Origin of the sequence: Ornithinicoccus hortensis (genome assembly GCF_006716185.1) — a bacterium.
GTDB lineage: Bacteria > Actinomycetota > Actinomycetes > Actinomycetales > Dermatophilaceae > Ornithinicoccus > Ornithinicoccus hortensis.
The window spans coordinates 900,518-916,548 of sequence record NZ_VFOP01000001.1 but is presented as its reverse complement, the minus strand read 5'-3'; the positions used below and the strand labels follow the sequence as shown (position 1 = coordinate 916,548).

12 protein-coding genes are annotated in these 16,031 nt (G+C 72.2%); 6 read left to right on the top strand and 6 right to left on the bottom strand.

Annotation, left to right across the window (positions count from 1 at the left end; genetic code table 11):
- Positions 1-5 precede the first annotated feature (5 nt).
- Positions 6-1,643 carry an acyl-CoA dehydrogenase family protein gene (locus FB467_RS04185; protein ID WP_141783970.1) on the top strand — a complete coding sequence of 546 codons (1,638 nt, stop codon included), beginning with the start codon at positions 6-8 and terminating at the stop codon, positions 1,641-1,643.
- 46 nt (positions 1,644-1,689) lie between these two features.
- Here the strand turns inward: FB467_RS04185 and panC are convergent, their stop codons facing one another.
- The 3 genes from panC to FB467_RS04170 form a co-directional block, all read right to left on the bottom strand.
- Positions 1,690-2,568: a pantoate--beta-alanine ligase gene (panC, locus tag FB467_RS04180; protein ID WP_141783969.1), complete on the bottom strand. Its 879-nt coding sequence runs from the start codon at positions 2,566-2,568 to the stop codon at positions 1,690-1,692.
- Position 2,569: 1 nt separating this feature from the next.
- Complete coding sequence (locus tag FB467_RS04175; RefSeq protein ID WP_141786464.1) at positions 2,570-3,550, bottom strand: pirin family protein; 981 nt, start codon at positions 3,548-3,550, stop codon at positions 2,570-2,572.
- Between the two features lie 160 nt (positions 3,551-3,710).
- Positions 3,711-4,736 carry a PDDEXK family nuclease gene (locus tag FB467_RS04170; RefSeq protein ID WP_141783968.1) on the bottom strand — a complete coding sequence of 342 codons (1,026 nt, stop codon included), beginning with the start codon at positions 4,734-4,736 and terminating at the stop codon, positions 3,711-3,713.
- A 345-nt stretch (positions 4,737-5,081) separates the two neighbouring features.
- Between FB467_RS04170 and FB467_RS04165 the strand changes: the two genes are divergently transcribed.
- The 4 genes from FB467_RS04165 (at position 5,082) to FB467_RS04150 (ending at position 11,074) form a co-directional block, all read left to right on the top strand.
- The gene (locus FB467_RS04165) at positions 5,082-7,178 is read left to right on the top strand and encodes an SPFH domain-containing protein (protein ID WP_228393328.1); all 2,097 of its coding nucleotides are present in this window, start codon (positions 5,082-5,084) and stop codon (positions 7,176-7,178) included.
- Positions 7,171-8,571 carry an SPFH domain-containing protein gene (locus FB467_RS04160; RefSeq protein ID WP_211350550.1) on the top strand — a complete coding sequence of 467 codons (1,401 nt, stop codon included), beginning with the start codon at positions 7,171-7,173 and terminating at the stop codon, positions 8,569-8,571. The genes FB467_RS04165 and FB467_RS04160 overlap by 8 nt, the downstream gene beginning before the upstream one ends.
- Positions 8,572-8,647: 76 nt before the next feature.
- The gene (locus FB467_RS04155) at positions 8,648-9,745 is read left to right on the top strand and encodes a hypothetical protein (protein WP_141783967.1); all 1,098 of its coding nucleotides are present in this window, start codon (positions 8,648-8,650) and stop codon (positions 9,743-9,745) included.
- 81 nt (positions 9,746-9,826) lie between these two features.
- Entirely contained in the window at positions 9,827-11,074 is a 1,248-nt protein-coding gene (locus FB467_RS04150) for an MFS transporter (RefSeq protein ID WP_228393329.1), read from the top strand.
- A 21-nt stretch (positions 11,075-11,095) separates the two neighbouring features.
- Here the strand turns inward: FB467_RS04150 and FB467_RS04145 are convergent, their stop codons facing one another.
- Both FB467_RS04145 and FB467_RS04140 read right to left on the bottom strand, forming a co-directional pair.
- Positions 11,096-12,352, bottom strand: a complete 1,257-nt coding sequence (locus tag FB467_RS04145) for an alpha-hydroxy acid oxidase (RefSeq protein WP_141783965.1) — start codon at positions 12,350-12,352, stop codon at positions 11,096-11,098.
- A 58-nt stretch (positions 12,353-12,410) separates the two neighbouring features.
- The gene (locus FB467_RS04140; RefSeq protein ID WP_141783964.1) at positions 12,411-14,096 is read right to left on the bottom strand and encodes an L-lactate permease; all 1,686 of its coding nucleotides are present in this window, start codon (positions 14,094-14,096) and stop codon (positions 12,411-12,413) included.
- A gap of 228 nt (positions 14,097-14,324) precedes the next feature.
- Between FB467_RS04140 and FB467_RS04135 the strand changes: the two genes are divergently transcribed.
- Positions 14,325-15,101: a FadR/GntR family transcriptional regulator gene (locus FB467_RS04135; RefSeq protein ID WP_141783963.1), complete on the top strand. Its 777-nt coding sequence runs from the start codon at positions 14,325-14,327 to the stop codon at positions 15,099-15,101.
- Here FB467_RS04135 and FB467_RS04130 read toward each other — a convergent pair.
- Entirely contained in the window at positions 15,055-15,993 is a 939-nt protein-coding gene (locus FB467_RS04130; RefSeq protein WP_141783962.1) for a GNAT family N-acetyltransferase, read from the bottom strand. The genes FB467_RS04135 and FB467_RS04130 overlap by 47 nt on opposite strands.
- Positions 15,994-16,031 lie beyond the last annotated feature (38 nt).

The following is a 16,031-nucleotide window of genomic DNA, read 5'->3' as shown; positions in this document are numbered from 1 at the left end:
ACCCCATGGACACGCACGAGGTGACCAACCAGCCGCCGCTGCGGGCCGGGCTGGACGAGTACGCCGCCAACGTGCCGCTCGTCGAGGGTGTGGAGCGGTATGCCGCGGGCTGGGCCTCCGGGGACCTGCACCGGGTCGGCGCGCTCGTGGGCACCGCCGACTTCCAGGCCGACGCCGCGCTGGCCAACCGGCACGAGCCCGAGCTGCACACCCACGACCGGTGGGGCCGGCGCGCCGACGAGGTGAGCTACCACCCGGCATACCACCGGGTGATCTCCGCCGCCGTCGCGGCAGGGGCGCACACGGCGGCCTGGGCCCAGCCCCGCCCGGGGGCCAACGTCGCGCGGGCCGCGACCTTCCTGCTCTTCGCCCAGGTCGAACCGGGCCACGCCTGCCCGGTGTCGATGACGCACGCCGCGGTGCCGAGCCTGCGCCTGGCGCCGGACCTGGCGCGCGACTGGCTGCCCCGACTGCTCAGCCGGGACTACGACCCGACCCTGCGACCCGGCAAGACCTCCGCGCTGGTGGGCATGGCGATGACCGAGAAGCAGGGTGGCTCCGACGTGCGGGCGGGCACCAGCCGCGCGGTGCCCGCGGCCGACGGGACGCACCGGCTGACCGGGCACAAGTGGTTCTGCAGCGCCCCGATGTCGGACGCCTTCCTGGTGCTCGCCCAGGCACCCGAGGGGCTGACCTGCTTCCTGGTGCCGCGGGTGCTGCCGGACGGCACGCGCAACGCCTTCCGGATCCAGCGGCTCAAGGACAAGCTGGGCAACCGGGCCAACGCCTCGGCCGAGGTGGAGTTCGCCGACACTGTGGGGGTGCGGGTCGGCGAGCCCGGCCGGGGCGTGCCGGCGATCATCGAGATGGTGAGCCGGACCCGGCTGGACTGCGTGCTCGGCAGCGCCGCCGGGATGCGGCAGTCGGTCGCCGAGGCGGTCTGGCACGCCCGGCACCGCAGCGCCTTCGGTGCCCTGCTCGTCGACCAGCCGGCGATGACCGCGGTCCTGGCCGACCTGGCCCTGGAGTCCGAGGCGGCGACGGCGACCGCGCTGCGGCTGGCCCGGGCGCACGACGAGGACGCGGACGACGCGGAGCGGGCGTTCCGGCGTCTCGCGACGCCGGTCGCCAAGTACTGGGTGTGCAAGCGCGGGCCGGGGCACGCCTACGAGGCGCTGGAGTGCCTCGGCGGCAACGGTTACACCGAGGCCTTCCCGCTCGCGATGCGCTACCGGGAGCAGCCGGTGATGGCGGTCTGGGAGGGCTCCGGCAACGTCATCGCGCTGGACGTGCTGCGCGTCCTGGCCCGGTCGCCGGAGGCGCTGGAGGCCTTCGACGCCGAGGTCGCCGTCGCCGAAGGAGCCCACCCGCTGCTGGACGAGCACCTGGCCCGCACCCGGTCCCTCGCGCGGGAGCTGGCCGCCGACCCGACCTCCGCGACGGCGGCCCACCGGGCCCGGTCGCTCGTGGCGGCGCTCGCCCTGGCCCTGCAGGCCTCACTCCTGCTGCGGGAGTCCCCCGCGCCGGTGGCCGAGGCCTTCGTCGGGGCACGGCTCGGCGCGTCGGGCCCGGCCGGTCCGGGCCTGCTCTACGGGGCGCTCCCGGAGGGGTCCGACCTTGCGGCGGTGCTCGCCCGGCACTGACCGCGGACGACGCCGCGTGGACCGGCCGCCCCCGGCGCACCCCGGGTCAGGCGGACGCCTCGACCGGCAGGTTGTCGATGAGGCGCACGTCGCCGACCCGGGCGGCGACCACGGCGAGCGCCGGGCCCGACAGGTCCACGACCGGTGCGAAGGTCTCCGGGTCGACCAGGGCGAGGTATTCCGGCTCGACCCCGCGCGACCGCATGGCCTCCACTCCGGCCCGCACCGCCGAGTCCAAGCCGTCCGCGCCGTCCGCGCCGTCCGCGCCGTCCGCGCCGTCGCGGATGGTCGCCTGAACGGCATCCAGACCCGCCCGGAGGGACAGTGCCCGTTCCCGGTCCTCCGGCCGGAGGCGCACGTTGCGGCTCGACATCGCCAGCCCGTCCGGCTCCCGCACGGTCGGCCCGACGCGGATCTCGACCGGCAGGTTCAGGTCGGTGACCATCCGGCGCACGACCGCCACCTGCTGGGCGTCCTTCTGCCCGAAGTAGGCCAGGTCCGGCGCCACCATCGCGAACAACTTGGCGACCACCGTGGCGACGCCGTCGAAGTGCGCGGCGCCACGGTGCTCCCCCTCCCAGTGCTCGGTCACGCCGGTCACCCGGACGGTGGTGGCGAACCCGTCCGGATAGACCTCCGCCACCGCCGGGGCGAAGAGCAGGTCCGCCCCCGCTCCTGCGGCGAGCTCGGCGTCGCGCGCCTCCGTGCGGGGATAGCTCGCCAGGTCGGACTCCTCGCCGAACTGGGCCGGGTTGACGAAGAGCGAGACCACCACGAGATCGCAGTCCCGACGGGCCATCCGCACCAGGGACAGGTGACCCTCGTGCAGCGCCCCCATGGTCGGCACCAGCCCGACCCGACCCCCGTCCGCCCGGACCCGGCGGACCCGGTCCCGGACCTGCGCCACGGTCCGCAGGGTCTCCACGTCAGCCCCGGGGGCGCAGCCGCACCCCGGGCATCCCCGGCGCCGGGAGCGGGTCCCCGTCGTAGTCGAACCGGCCGAACTGCACCGCCTCGGCCCCGCCGATCTCGGCCTGCCACTGCTCGCGGGACGCCACCACCTCCTCGTGGCTGCGCCCGATGAAGTTCCACCACATGACGATCTGCTCGCCGAACGGGGTGCCGCCCAGCAGCACCGCCCGGGCCCCGTGCTCACCGGCCCGCAGGCGCAGCTGCCGGGCACCCGGGGCGACATACCCGAGGGTCCCCTGGGGCACCACCTCACCCAGCACCTCCACCTGGCCGCCGTCGACGAGGACGCCGTGCTCGTATGCCGGGTCGACGGCGAGCGCGACATCGGCACCGGGGCACAGGGTCAGCTCGGCACCGAGAATCGGGGTGTGCATCCGGACCGGCGAGGTCAGCCGGGTGCCGTCGGCCAGCCCGAGCCCGCCGACGAAGACGGCCAGCCGGACGGCACCGTCGTCATACGGCTCGGGCACGTAGTTCTCGAACTCCGGGGCCATCCCCCGCGCCTCCTCGGGCAGCGCCACCCAGAGCTGCACCCCGTGCAGGATGTCGGTGGCCGCCGTGGAGACCTCCGAGTGCGAGATGCCGCGGCCGGAGGTCATCAGGTTGAGCTCGCCGGGACGGACCGGCGCCACCGTGCCCAGGCTGTCCCGGTGCTCGATCTCCCCGGTGAACAGCCAGGAGACGGTCTGCAGGCCGGTGTGCGGGTGCGGCGGGACCACCATCCCCCCGGTCTCGGAGACGTGGTCCGGGCCGTAGTGGTCGGCGAAGCACCAGGCGCCCACCATGGTGCGGCCCCGCGACGGGAGAGTGCGGCGCACAAGCATCGCCCTCGGCCCGCCGAGCGGCACCTCCCGCGGCGGGATCAACTCCACGTCCGCCTCGGCGCGGTCCTCCCCGCAGGCGATCTCCACCGGGTCGACCTCGACGTTGCTCATGGTGTCCTCCGACTTCTCGGGACGGTCCGGGCCTCGTTGGGCGCGGCCCGGGATGGCGTGCCGGCTCAGGGCCCGAGCGCCGGGCGCGGTCTCGCTCCCGACGGTGTGGGCGGTCACTGTGAACCGTACGCGAAGGGGCGATCCGGCACGAGGGTGATCGTCACGCACCGCGCGGTGTCATCGCCCGCTCCACCTGGTCGAGAAACGCATCGGGCCGCACCCGGAGGCCCAGGACGGGTATCCGCAGGGTCACATCACCCCCGAGGGCGACCTCGTTCTGCCGGAGGGCGTCGTCCACCGGGGCCAACCCCCGGTAGTGCTGCGCGCCGTCGATCTCCACGTGCAACCCGAACTCGGCCCAGTAGACATCGAGATAGACCCTCCCCCGCGGTCCCGTCCGCAGCACCTGGCGCGTGGGCTCGGGCAGCCCCCTGCGACGGCACAGCGCCGCGAAGTCGAGTTCGCCCAGGGCCTCGGCACCGGCACAGATGTCGCGGATGACGGCGTCGAGCAACGTCCGCCGGTTGGTCGACCGGACGCCGGCCCAGGCCCCGAGCAGCGCCTCCGGGGCCACCACCCCCTGCTGGACCGCCATCGCCAGGATCGTGGCCGCCTGCCGGTCCGACACCGCCCACTGGGCCGCCCGGACCGCGGCACCCTCCGGTCGGCTCCGCGGCACGCCACCGACACCCACCGGGTCGGTGGTTCGGGGTCGGTGGACCGTCACCCCGGGAACGTCGTGGACCCTGTTCCTGGCCGGCACCGAGACGTGCACGGTGCGTTCCTCCCAGTGCTCGAGACCTGCCGCCTGGAGGGCCGACACCCCATCGAGCACCGCCCGCGGCCCCGCTTCCCAGACAGCCCGCCACCAGGCGCCGCGGCCGGTCGCCTGTCGCACCGTCACCCCGATCGTGTGGCGCCCCAGCCGGGTCCAGCGCCCCGTCTCGATCTCGGTCCGGATCTCCGCCCGCGACAGACCCCTGTCCTGCAGGATGCGCCAGGTCGCCACCCCGCCGTGCACCACGGCCGGCCCCTTCGCCAACAGTGCGCGGCGCTCTCGGCGCCGGGCACCCTCGACGCTGCGCCGCGGCCGCGACCGCCGTCCCGGGCCACCCTCCGGCACGGTATGGCCACCCTTTGACACGGCATACCGGTCGTCGTCGACCGCCCCCTCGCGATAACCCACGTGGACATCCCCCTCGCGATTACCCACCGCGGACCACCCCCTCGCTCTCGGTCCCCTCTAGCGTGCCCCACTCAGGTCATCCGCATCCGGGGCCTGTGGATAGCGCCCCGCGGCAGCCCCAGGCCATGCACTTTGGGTCATGCACTCTGAGTGGCCTGCGACGCAGAATGCATGACGCAAGGTGCATGGCCGCCAACGGATGAGTCCTGACCCACCGCCCCAGCACCACCCGGCGGCCCCCTGGGCGGAACCGAGGCCGACTGCGTCGCGTCTGTGCTGTGAAAGACTCTGCACGACCGGCGCCCCGCAGGCGCCGGTGACCGGAAGGACGAAGGGGATGCAAGCGTGAGTAGGGCCCAACAGTTCATCGATGCCGCCAAGCAGGTGGCAGGCGGGGCGGACGTCCGCGAAGTCGTGGGACAGACAGTCCAAAACGTCGCCCAACAGGCCGGAATGAGCGGTGACGGTTTCGGACTGTCCGCCAAGGACTTTCCGGCCGCCCGGGAGAACGGCAGTTCGGCAGGCACCCGGATCCAGGCCGAGTCGTGCTCGCTGGACGATGCTTCGGAGAAGCTCTCCAGGAGCCACTACGAGATGGGACCGAACGGTCCCCTGCACGTGATCACCCCGATGGTGATGCCCCGCGGGCGCAAGCTCCGGGCGCTGCTGCCGGTGATCCTGCTGGCGATCGTCGGGATCGTCGGCTACGTGATCCTGCTGCCGACCGAGAACCTCGGCGGGGCGCTCTTCGGCGTCCACTACTGGATCATCGTGCTGCTCATCGCCGCGTTCATGTGGTGGCGCCAGGGCATGGTGATGGTTCCCGAGGGGTGCACCGCGCTGATCTCGCGGTTCGGCAAGGTCGAGGCCGAGGTCGGGCCGGGACGGGTCACCCTGTGGAACCCGTGGAAGCGGGTCTCCTACATCGTCAACACCACCCGGGAGTACCCGTTCAACGCGCCGATCCGCCAGGCGCCCACCAAGTCCGGTGTGCAGGCGTCGGTCGACCTGTTCCTGCAGTTCCGGATCGTCAGCGCCCGCGAGTTCGTCTTCGTGCTCGGCGCCGTCAACGGCTTCCAGGACAAGCTGAACAACGCCATCTCCGAGACCACCCGTTCGTTGATCTACGAGCAGGAGGCTTCCGGCATCTACGACCTGGTCGGTGAGAGCACCACCCGCCTGTTGGAGCAGCTGAACTCCCAGTTCGCCCCGGCCGTGGAGCTGACCACCGCCAACATCACCCACGCCGAGCCGTCGGCGCAGGAGTACCGGATGGACCTGGCCGCCCCCGAGATGGTGCGGGTGGCCAAGGAGGCCTACACCTACGAGTACGAACTGAACCTGCGCAAGGAGCAGAACGAGGGTGACCTGAACAAGGACCTCGCCTCGCTCAACGAGTCGCTCTCGGCGATCCAGGCCGACGTGGCGCGCTATCAGGCCCAGATGGACACCGCCCTGGAGCGGGAGACCAACCGGGCCGACGCGATGGCCCGGCAGCGCTTCGTCGAGGCGGAGTCCACCGCCCAGGCCAACGCGGCGTTGTTGGAGGCGCAGGCCCTCGACATCCGCGCGATGAGCGCGGCGCTGGCGCCGGAGATCCTGGACTACCGCTACCAGCGGGACGTGCTCGACAAGCTCGAGTCGCTGGCCGACTCCCTGCCGCAGATCGTCCGCGTGGGCGGCGACAGCGAGGGCGTCGACTTCCTGGGCATCGCCCGGGGCCTCGTCGGCGGTTCCGAGGACAAGCTGTTCACCAGCGAGGACATGGAGGGCATCCGCACCCGCAAGAACGAGATCGCCGAGCGGATCGAGGGTCGCTCCGACGAGATCGAGCACCTGCTCGAGCCGCCGGAGGAGACCACGGTCGAGATCGTGTCCGAGGGCGAGGAGGCCGCCGTGCCCGGGGAGGACCGGATGGAGGAGATCCGCCGGTCCGTGACCGCACCTGAGGACGGGTCGGCGCCCGAGGCGGCGGCTCCCCAGGCGGCGGCTCCCCAGGAGACGGCTCACCAGGAGAGGGCCCCCGAGGAGCGGGCTCCGCAGACCCGGGAGGAAGTGACCCGGGAGCCTGCCCCCGGCCAGGGCGCCGGCGGTCAGCAGCACCAGGGACGTCCGCAGGGACACGGCGGTCCGCAGGCGCCGGCCGGTCACCCGGGTCAGCAGCCCCCGCCGGGGATGCCTCCGGTCGGTGGTCCGCCCCAGGGCGGTCCGAACGGCCCGAACGGCCCGCAGCAGGGCGGCCGCGGTCAGGGGTTCGCCCCCGTCGGGCCCCAGCAGGGTGACCCGCGGTTGGGTGGTCCCGGTCAGGCCGCACCGGGCCAGGGCGCACCCGACCAGGGCCAGCCGCCCTCGGCGGGCCAGAGCCGTGCCCAGCAGTTCATCGAGCGCAGCCGTCAGCAGATGCGCGGCGTGACCAACCCGGAGGAGGGCAACAATGAGTGAGCAGACCGGCGCCGCCCAGGCGCAACAGATGATGCGCGGTCAGGGCATGTCCTCGATCAAGGAGGCCCTGGCCGGGTGGGGCGACGTCGCGCGGCTGCTGCGCGGTGGCGAGCAGGGCGCCGTGGTGCCCGTCGTCATCCCCAAGGACTCCCGCGGCCTGCGGTGGGTCACCCTGCTCTGGTTCGCCCTCTGGGCGCTGTTCAGCGGGATCATGCTGATCGCCTCGGACCACGGCGGGCTCGGGGGCGTGGCGATCGCCGTGGCGGTCGTCTCGATCCTGCTCTCGGCCCTGTGGTGGTGGCGTTCCTCGATCGTGGAGATCGAGGAGGGCACCGTGGGCGTGCTCACCAAGTTCGGTGCCATCTCCGGGCCGGGCCTGTCCCCGGGTCGGCACTACCTGTGGCACCCGTGGGCGCGGGTCGCCTACGTGGTCGACGTGACCACCGAGATCCCGTATGCCGCACCCGTCCTGTCCAGCCCGACGCACGAGAACGTGCCGCTGAAGTCGATCGAGTTCTTCCTGCGGTTCCGGATCATCGACGCGATCCGCTTCGTGCAGACCATCGGCGCCGGCAACTTCGACCTGGTGCTGTCCAACTCGGTGCAGGACGCGATCCGGCAGCGCAGCCGCCAGGTCCACACCGAGCGGGCCTACGACCTGCGCGGCAGCGACGTCAAGGACATGCAGGAGCTGCTCAACCGGCAGCTGACCCGCTACGGCGTGCAGATCATGGGCTGCAACATCCCGGACGTGCAGCTGCCCGACCAGTACCGCGAGCACCTGTCCACCCGGGAGCGGGTCTCCAAGGAGCTCGTCGCCTACGAGAAGGAGTGGGAGCTGGCTCGCAAGCGCCGGATCGACACCCTGCTGATGGAGATCGAGCGGTCCAAGAAGGTCCGCGACGCCAAGATCGTCGAGGTCAGCGCGGCCCTGAACAAGGCCCGCAAGGACGTCGCCCAGATGTTGGAGGAGCGCGAGACCGAGGCGCAGAAGGTCAAGTACGAGATCGAGACCCGGGCGCGCACCAACCTGGTGGCCGCCCAGGGTGAGGCCAAGGCGCAGGAGCAGCTCGCCACCGCCTACCGCGACAACCGGGCGGTGCTCGAGTACGAGCTGGCCCGGCGCCGCCTGGACGTTGGCGCCCAGCTGGCCGAGTCCGCCCCGCGGCCGGTCATCGTGCACACCGACGGCCAGCAGGGCGACAGCTCCGCGCTGTCCACGCTGCTGATGGCCCAGCTGCTGCCGCAGATCCAGTCGGAGTCGACCGACCGGGCGCGCAGGGCCCTGCGCCCCGGCCCGTCCGAGGGCGGGCAGGAGCAGGTGGTGCAGCAGGCGACCCAGGTCGCCCAGCAGGCCGCCAAGGCGGCGCGCGGCAGGGGCCGACAGGGCTGATCCCCCCGCTGCACACCAGCACCACGCGAGAGCCGTCCGGGCACGTCCCGGGCGGCTCTCGGCATACCCTGGGCCGATGAGGGACCAGCCCGGCCGACCGGCTGCCCGCGCCGCCTACTCGCGACTCCCCGTCCGCGATGCCGAGGGCGGTGACCGGTTCGAGATCTTCCTGGTCAGCGCGGTGGCCTCGATCGCGGTGACCCGGATCTACCTGGAGCTGGCCGACTACCCGCAGATCGGTGGGGGCACCCTGCACCTGGCGCACCTGCTGTGGGGCGGCCTCGGCATGCTCGTCGGGCTGCTGCTGTGCCTGCTCTTCCTGAGCCGGCGGGTGCGCACGGCGGCCGCGTTCGTGGGGGGCGTGGGGTTCGGGATGTTCATCGACGAGGTCGGCAAGTTCGTCACCGGGGACAACAACTACTTCTACGAGCCGGTCGCGGCGATCATCTACGGCACCTTCGTGGCGCTGTACTTGGTGGTCGACGTCGCGGTGCGGCGACGGCCGCTGGCCGACCGGGAGCGGGTGGTCAACGCGGTCGAGCTGCTCAAGGAGTCCGCCGCCCACGATCTGGACACCGCCGAGCGGGAGCGCGCCCTCACCCTGTTGCGGGAGGTCGGCCCCGGGGACCCGATGGCGCGGGCGTTGGTGGAGACGCTGCAGTCGCTGCCGGTCCAGACACCGAACGGCTCGTGGCTGGCGGGCGGCTACGGCGCGCTCCGGCGGGCGGTCGTCGCGCTGCCCAAGATCGCGCTGGTCCGCAAGGCGGCGGTGTTCCTGTTCGTCGCCTTCGCGCTGTTCTCGCTGGTGGCACCGACCTGGGCGTTCGCCGGTGCCCCCACCGTCCGCAACACGGTCTACCTCGGCTCCGCGGTGGCCTCGGCGGTCGTCGCCCTGGTCGGGCTGTGGCTCTGGCGCCGGGACCGGGTCGGACCGGCGCTGACCGCTTTCGAGGCGGCGCTGCTGCTGCAGTTGCTCGTCGTCCAGTTCTTCCAGCTCCTCGACGCCCAGTTCATCGGCTACCTGCCGGTCCTGGTGAACCTCGCGCTGCTCGGCCTGGCCCGGGCGGTGCGAACCTTCCACCAGGACCCGCGACGGGCCGAGGGTGAGCCGGTGGTGCCGTTGGAGGGCGACGACGGCGCGGAAGGTGGGCACGGGACCGCCGGGGACCGGTAGAATGGTGCGCGCACAGGGTTAGAGCGCCAGGGGTGGGATGGTGCAGCCCGCCGCACCCTCCCAGGAGAAGCCTTGTCACCAGTGGCGTCCTACCGCCGCCTGTTCGCCCTCACCGGCCCGTTGTATGTCGTCGTGGCCTTCCTCGGTCGCCTCCCCCTCGCCATGTCCCAGCTGGGCACCCTGCTGCTGGTCAGCGGCGTCACCGGGTCCTACGGGGCGGGTGGGGCCACGGCCGGCGCGTTGGCAATCGCCAACGCGATCGGCTCCCCCGTCGCCGGGGCACTCACCGACCGCCTCGGCCAACGTCCCGTGCTGCTCGTCCAGGCCGTCGTCGGGTCCGCCGGCCTGACCGCCCTGGTCCTGCTGGCGTCCCTGTACCAACCGGGAGACCCCTGGTGGCCGCTCGCCGCGGTCGGCGCCGTCGCCGGTGCCTTCACCCCGCAGGTCGGCACCATGGCCCGGGTCCGGTGGCGCCCGATCAGCCGGCGGCGCGGCGTGGAGCGACGCGACGTGGTCGATGCCGCCTTCTCCTACGAAGGCGCCGCCGACGAGGCGTCCTTCGTGCTCGGACCCGCCCTGGTGGGCGTCGTCGCGGCGGTGTTGGACCCGGGGGCCGCCATCCTGGCCGCCGCCGCGCTCCTGGCGGCGTTCGGCACCTGGTTCGCGGTGCACCCGACGGCGGGGCTGGTCGAGCCTGCCCGTCCGGGCGAGGCGGGGCGGGGCCGGTTGCTCACCCCCGCCCTGGTCGTCCTGGCCACCGTGCAACTCTCGATCGGGATGATCTTCGGGTCGGTGCAGACCGGCACCTCGGTGCTGGCCACCGACGCCGGCGAACCCGGCCTGACCGGGTTGTTCCACGCGCTGCTCGGCATCGGCAGCGTCGCTGCGGGGCTGGCGGTGGTGGCCGTCCCCGAGACGTTCCGCTACGAGAGCCGGCTGCGGGTCTTCACCACGGCGCTGCCCGTGCTCGCGCTGCCGCTGCTGGCGGTCCAGGGTCTGGGCGGGCTGTCAGCCGCACTCCTGGTGCTCGGTGTGGCGATCGCCCCCTCGATGATCACCACCTTCACCCTGGCGGAGCGGATCACGCCCGTGAGCCGGCTCGGGGCCGCGATGACGGTGTTGGCGGCCACGACCGGGCTCGGCTACGCGCTCGGCTCGAGCCTGGCCGGCCGACTGGCCGACTGGGGCGGGCACCACCCGGCCTTCGCGGTCACCGTCGGCGCGGCCGCAGCCGCGATGGCGCTCTCGCTGCTGGGCGCCCGCACCCTGCGGCGCAGCCAGGGCACCCGCGACGCGGAGGAGCCGGGCGAGATCAGCCAGCCGCGCTGACCTGCCCGGCGCTCCCCCGGACTACGCCCGGAACGCGCCCTCCCGTGCGCCCACCCGGTTGAAGCGGACCAGCTGCGTGACGTGGGAGGGGTTGAGCTCCTGCACGGTGCGCACCTGCAGCAGCTTCATGGTGCGGCGCACCTGGTCGGCCAGGATCTCGATGGTGCGGTCCACACCCTCGCGCCCACCGGCCATCAGCCCGTAGAGGTAGGCCCGGCCGATCAGGGTGAACTTCGCCCCGAGCGCGAGCGAGGCCACCACGTCGGCACCGTTGCGGATCCCGGTGTCGACCATGACCTCGACGTCCTGGCCGACCTCCCGCACCACCTCGGGGAGCAGGTGAAACGGCACCGGGGCGCGGTCCAGCTGGCGACCGCCGTGGTTGGACAGCAGGATCGCGTCCACGCCGAGCCCGGTGAGCTTCTTGGCGTCCTCGACCGTCTGCACACCCTTGATCGCCAGCTTGCCCGGCCACATCTCGCGGATCTCGGCCAGGTCATCGAAGTTGATCGTCGGGTCCATCGCGGAGTTCAACAGCTCGCCGACGGTCCCGCCGGTCTCGGACAGGGAGGCGAACTCCAGGCCCGGGGTGGTCAGGAAGTCGTACCACCACCACGGCCGGACCGAGGCGTTGGCGATCGTGCCCAGGGACAGCTGCGGGGGGATGGAGAAGCCGTTGCGGGTGTCCCGCAACCGCGCCCCGGCCACCGGGGTGTCGACGGTGAAGAAGAGGCTGTCGTAACCCGCCTTGGCGGCCCGCTCGACCAACCCGTAGGAGATCTCGCGCTGGTTCATCACGTAGAGCTGGAACCAGTTGCGGCCGTGCGGGTTGGCCGCCTTGACGTCCTCGATCGAGGTGGTGCCCAGGGTGGAGAGGGTGAACGGGATCCCGGCCGCCCCGGCGGCGCCGGCGCCGGCCACCTCGCCCTCGGTCTGCATCAACCGGGTGAACCCGGTCGGGGCGATGCCGAACGGCAGCGCGGAGCTGCCGCCCAGCACCTGAGTCGAGGTGTTCACCTCGGAGACGTCGTTGAGGATGGCCGGGTGGAACTCGACGTCCTCGAACGCCTGGACCGCCCGCGCCAGCGAGATCTCGCCCTCGGCCGCGCCGTCGGTGTAGTCGAAGGCGGCGGCAGGGGTACGCCGCTTAGCGATACGGCGCAGGTCTTCGATGGTCAGGGCCGACTGGAGCCGGCGCTTCTTGCCGTTGAGCTCGAGCTTCTTGAACTTCATCAGCTCGAAGATCTCGGCCGGGTTGGGGACCTGTCGCTGGACCATGGTGCTCCTTTGCTGGACGGTTGAGCTTGAGGGTGAACCTAGTGGAATCCGCTGCTGCCTACTGGGTCGGGATCATCCAGGAGAGGACGGTGGACTGCAGGCCGACGAGGATGCACAGGGCCAACAGCATCCCCAGGCTCCACCAGATGACCTTGCGGAAGATCTCCGACTCCCGGCCGACCAGGCCGACGGCGGTCGCCGCGATGGTCAGGTTCTGCGGACTGATCATCTTGCCAACCACCCCGCCGGAGGTGTTCGCCGCCACCAGCAGGGCCGGGTCGATCCCGGCCTGCTCCGCGGCGGTCTGCTGCAGGGTGGCGAAGAGCGCGTTGGCGCTGGTGTCGGAGCCGGTCACCGCGGTGCCCAGCCACCCGAGGACGGGCGAGAGGAAGGCGAAGGCCGCCCCCGTGCCGGCGATCCAGGTGCCGATCGTGATCGTCTGACCCGACTGGTTCATCACGTATGCCAGGGCCAGCACCGACCCGACGGTCAGGATGGCGAAACGCATCTTCACCAGGGTCTCCCGGTAGACGGCGAGGGCATCGGCCGCGGAGAGCCGGTAGACCGCCGCCACGACGACACCGGTGATCAGCAACAGGGTCCCGGGCGAGGACAGCCACTGGAAGTTGTAGACCGTGCTGCCGGAGACCTCCCCCGCCGCCGTGGAGATGTTGCCGTCCAGGCCGGGCCACGGGATCTTGACGTCGGTCCCGGCGAGCAGGCCGTTCAGCCAGCCCCACAGCTTGGCGGCGGAGAAGATCACGATGACCAGCAGGTAGGGGAACAGGGCCAGGAAGACCCGGCTGCCGGTGAGGGTGGTCTCCGTCCGCGCCGCGGTGGCGACGCCACCGCCGATCACCTCGGTGTCCACCGGGTCGGCTGCCTCGTCGACCCGCTCCACGCGCATCTTCTCCAGCGCGTCCTGCCCGCCCTGGGGCTTCCAGACCTGCAGCAGCAGCACGGCGGCGGCCAGCCCGGCCAGGGAGGCGATGATGTCGGTCAGCTCCACCGAGATGTGGTTGGCCGACACGAACTGGGCGACGGCGAAGACGACACCCACGGTCAGGGCCAGCGGCCACAACTGCCGCACCCCACGCTTACCGTCGACGAGGAGCACGAGGAAGAGCGGGACGAAGGCGGCCAGGAACGGGGTCTGGTGTCCGACGACCGCGCCGATGTGCTGGTAGTCGATGCCGGTCAGGTTGCCTGCCGTGATGATCGGGATGGCGATGGCGCCGAAGGCCACCGGCGCCGTGTTGGCGATCAGGACCACCGAGGCCGCCCGCATCGCGGTGAAGCCCACCGCCATCAGCATCACGCCGGTGATCGCGACCGGGGCACCGAAGCCGGCCAGCGCCTCGAGCAGGCCGCCGAAACAGAAGGCGATGATGATGGCCTGCACGCGCGGGTCGTCGGAGATGACGTCGATGACCCTGCGCAGGTCCTCGAAGCGGCCGGACCGCACGGTGAGTTCGTACAGCCAGATCGCGTTCACCACGATCCACATGATCGGGAAGAGACCGAACGCGAAGCCCTGCGTGGCCGACAGTCCGACCAGGTGGACGGGCATGCCGTAGGCGAACAACGCGACGAGGGCGGCTACCGCGAGCGCGGCCAGACCGGCCCAGTGGGCCTTCCAGCGCAGCGCCCCGAGGGCGATGAAGATCGTCAGGAGCGGAAGGACCGCGACGAGGGAGGACCACAGGAGGCTGCCGGCAATCGGCGCCAGATCGGGAGTGTACATATCGTCTCCGTGCACATCGGCTGCGGTGCTGCCTACGTATCGCCGTCGATGACGCATTCTGGTGAGTGCGGATGAGAGGTTGAACTCTTAGTGGTCCGACCACTTGACGGATGATCGTAGGGCCGTCACTGAGAGCCCGTCAAGGGGTCTGCGACGCCACCCGGTGTGACCTGTGCTACAACTCTGGGACCACCTGACCGCATCTACCTTTGTGAGGTTGGACCACATATGGCAGAGCCTGGAGGCGGCCCGCAGTGGGCGCCGGTGCCCCGCAACAGCACCCACGAGCTGGTCATCGAGGCGATCGAGGACCAGATCCTGACCGGTCAGCTCACCGTGGACGACCCACTCCCCTCCGAGCGCGACCTGGCCAGCAAGCTCCAGGTCAGCCGGGCCGGCGTGCGCGAGGCGATCCGGGTCCTGGAGAGCCACGGCGTGCTCCGGTCGAACGTCGGGTCCGGTCGGGGCGCGGGCACCTTCGTCGCCTCGCTCCCCAGCGCCGCCCTCACCCGGTTGCTCCGGCTGCACGTCGCGCTGGCGAACTTCCCGGTCGACGACGTCGTGGAGACCCGGGTCCTGCTCGAGCGCTCCAGCGCCTCCCTGGCCGCCCAGCGGGCCGACGAGGACTCACTGGCCGCGATCCGGTCCCACCTCGATGCGATGGATGCCCCGGGGCTGAGCCGGGAGGAGTTCAACGACGCCGACACCGAGTTCCACGTCGCCATCGCCCGGGCCGGCGGCAACCGGCTGTTCGCCAACCTCACCGAGGCGATCCGGGCCTCACTGCGCCCCCGGCACCTCGCGGCCTTTCACCGGGTCGCGGACTGGGAGGCCATGGCCGCGGTGCTGCGGCAGGAGCACCACGGGATCGAGCGGGCGATCAGCGCCGGGGAAGGGGACCGGGCTGCCGAGCTGGCCGAGCGGCACATCCGCGGGGCCGCGGAGTCGCTGCCCCAGTTCACCGAGGGTCCGGCACGTCCCGCTGGTAGCGGGACACGACCCTGACCTCGTGGTAGCCGACCGAGGTGTAGAGCCGGTCGGCGCCCGTCGGGCTGGTGCTGTCGACCTCCAGCTCGCTGGTGGACATCCCCGCCGCTCGGGCCGCCCGGAGCCCACTGGTCAGCACGTCCTTGGCGAGGCCGCGCCCGCGGGCTTCCCGCCGGGTGCCGACCAGGTCGATGTGCACGGTGCCCGGTTCGTACTCGCTGGCCGTCGCGTACGCCAGGACCCGACCGTCCTCGACGACCACCCGGCTGAGTCGGGGGCGGTATGCCGATGAGCGGCCCCAGTGCTCCCAGGAGTCCTGCGGGATGGGACTGAAGTTGCGGTGGTCGCGGAAGGCGTCGTTGTGCGCCTCCCGGACGGCCTCGGACAGTTCCGGCCCCGGCTGCACCGAGACGGTCTCGGCCCCGGGGTCGCGCCAGGTGGCCAGGTCGACCTCCATCGTCAGGAAGTAGTTGCCCGGCGCGTAGCCCGCCTGCTCCAGCAGGCGCTGGGCCGAGGAGCCCTGGAGCCCGCCGGAGGTGCGCAACCGCACGGGCAGGCCGGGGAGCCGGGTGTGCGCCAACTCGATCCCGCGCCGCTCGAGGCGGGCCAGCAGCTCGGCGCCGAGACCAGCGCCGCGCCGGTCCGGGTGGATCGCGCCCTCCGGCACGACCATCGCCCGCCCGTCGACGGCGACGTCCCGCACGGTCACGAAGCCCGCGCCGACCAGGTCCGCACCGTCCCACACGGAGAAACTGTCGTCGGCCGCCTCGAAGCGCGGCATCGCGAAGATCTCCGCGACCACCTGCTCGGTGGCGGTGTCCCCCGTCCCGTCGGCCTCGGCCACGGTGTTGAACAGGGCGGCGAGCGCCGGTGCGTCGTCGGCGGTCATCGGACGCCAGGTGGTGGGCATGGTGGATATTCTGCCGTGCCCACCACCCGGAGGCCGGA

What these genes read in the sequence shown, in the direction of transcription:
- FB467_RS04185 (WP_141783970.1), top strand. Translation starts at nt 6, where the DNA reads ATGGACACGCACGAGGTGACCAACCAGCCGCCGCTGCGGGCCGGGCTG.
- FB467_RS04175 (WP_141786464.1), bottom strand. Translation starts at nt 3,550, where the DNA reads ATGAGCAACGTCGAGGTCGACCCGGTGGAGATCGCCTGCGGGGAGGAC.
- FB467_RS04160 (WP_211350550.1), top strand. Translation starts at nt 7,171, where the DNA reads ATGAGTGAGCAGACCGGCGCCGCCCAGGCGCAACAGATGATGCGCGGT.
- FB467_RS04155 (WP_141783967.1), top strand. Translation starts at nt 8,648, where the DNA reads ATGAGGGACCAGCCCGGCCGACCGGCTGCCCGCGCCGCCTACTCGCGA.
- FB467_RS04145 (WP_141783965.1), bottom strand. Translation starts at nt 12,352, where the DNA reads ATGGTCCAGCGACAGGTCCCCAACCCGGCCGAGATCTTCGAGCTGATG.
- FB467_RS04140 (WP_141783964.1), bottom strand. Translation starts at nt 14,096, where the DNA reads ATGTACACTCCCGATCTGGCGCCGATTGCCGGCAGCCTCCTGTGGTCC.
- FB467_RS04135 (WP_141783963.1), top strand. Translation starts at nt 14,325, where the DNA reads ATGGCAGAGCCTGGAGGCGGCCCGCAGTGGGCGCCGGTGCCCCGCAAC.
- FB467_RS04130 (WP_141783962.1), bottom strand. Translation starts at nt 15,993, where the DNA reads ATGCCCACCACCTGGCGTCCGATGACCGCCGACGACGCACCGGCGCTC.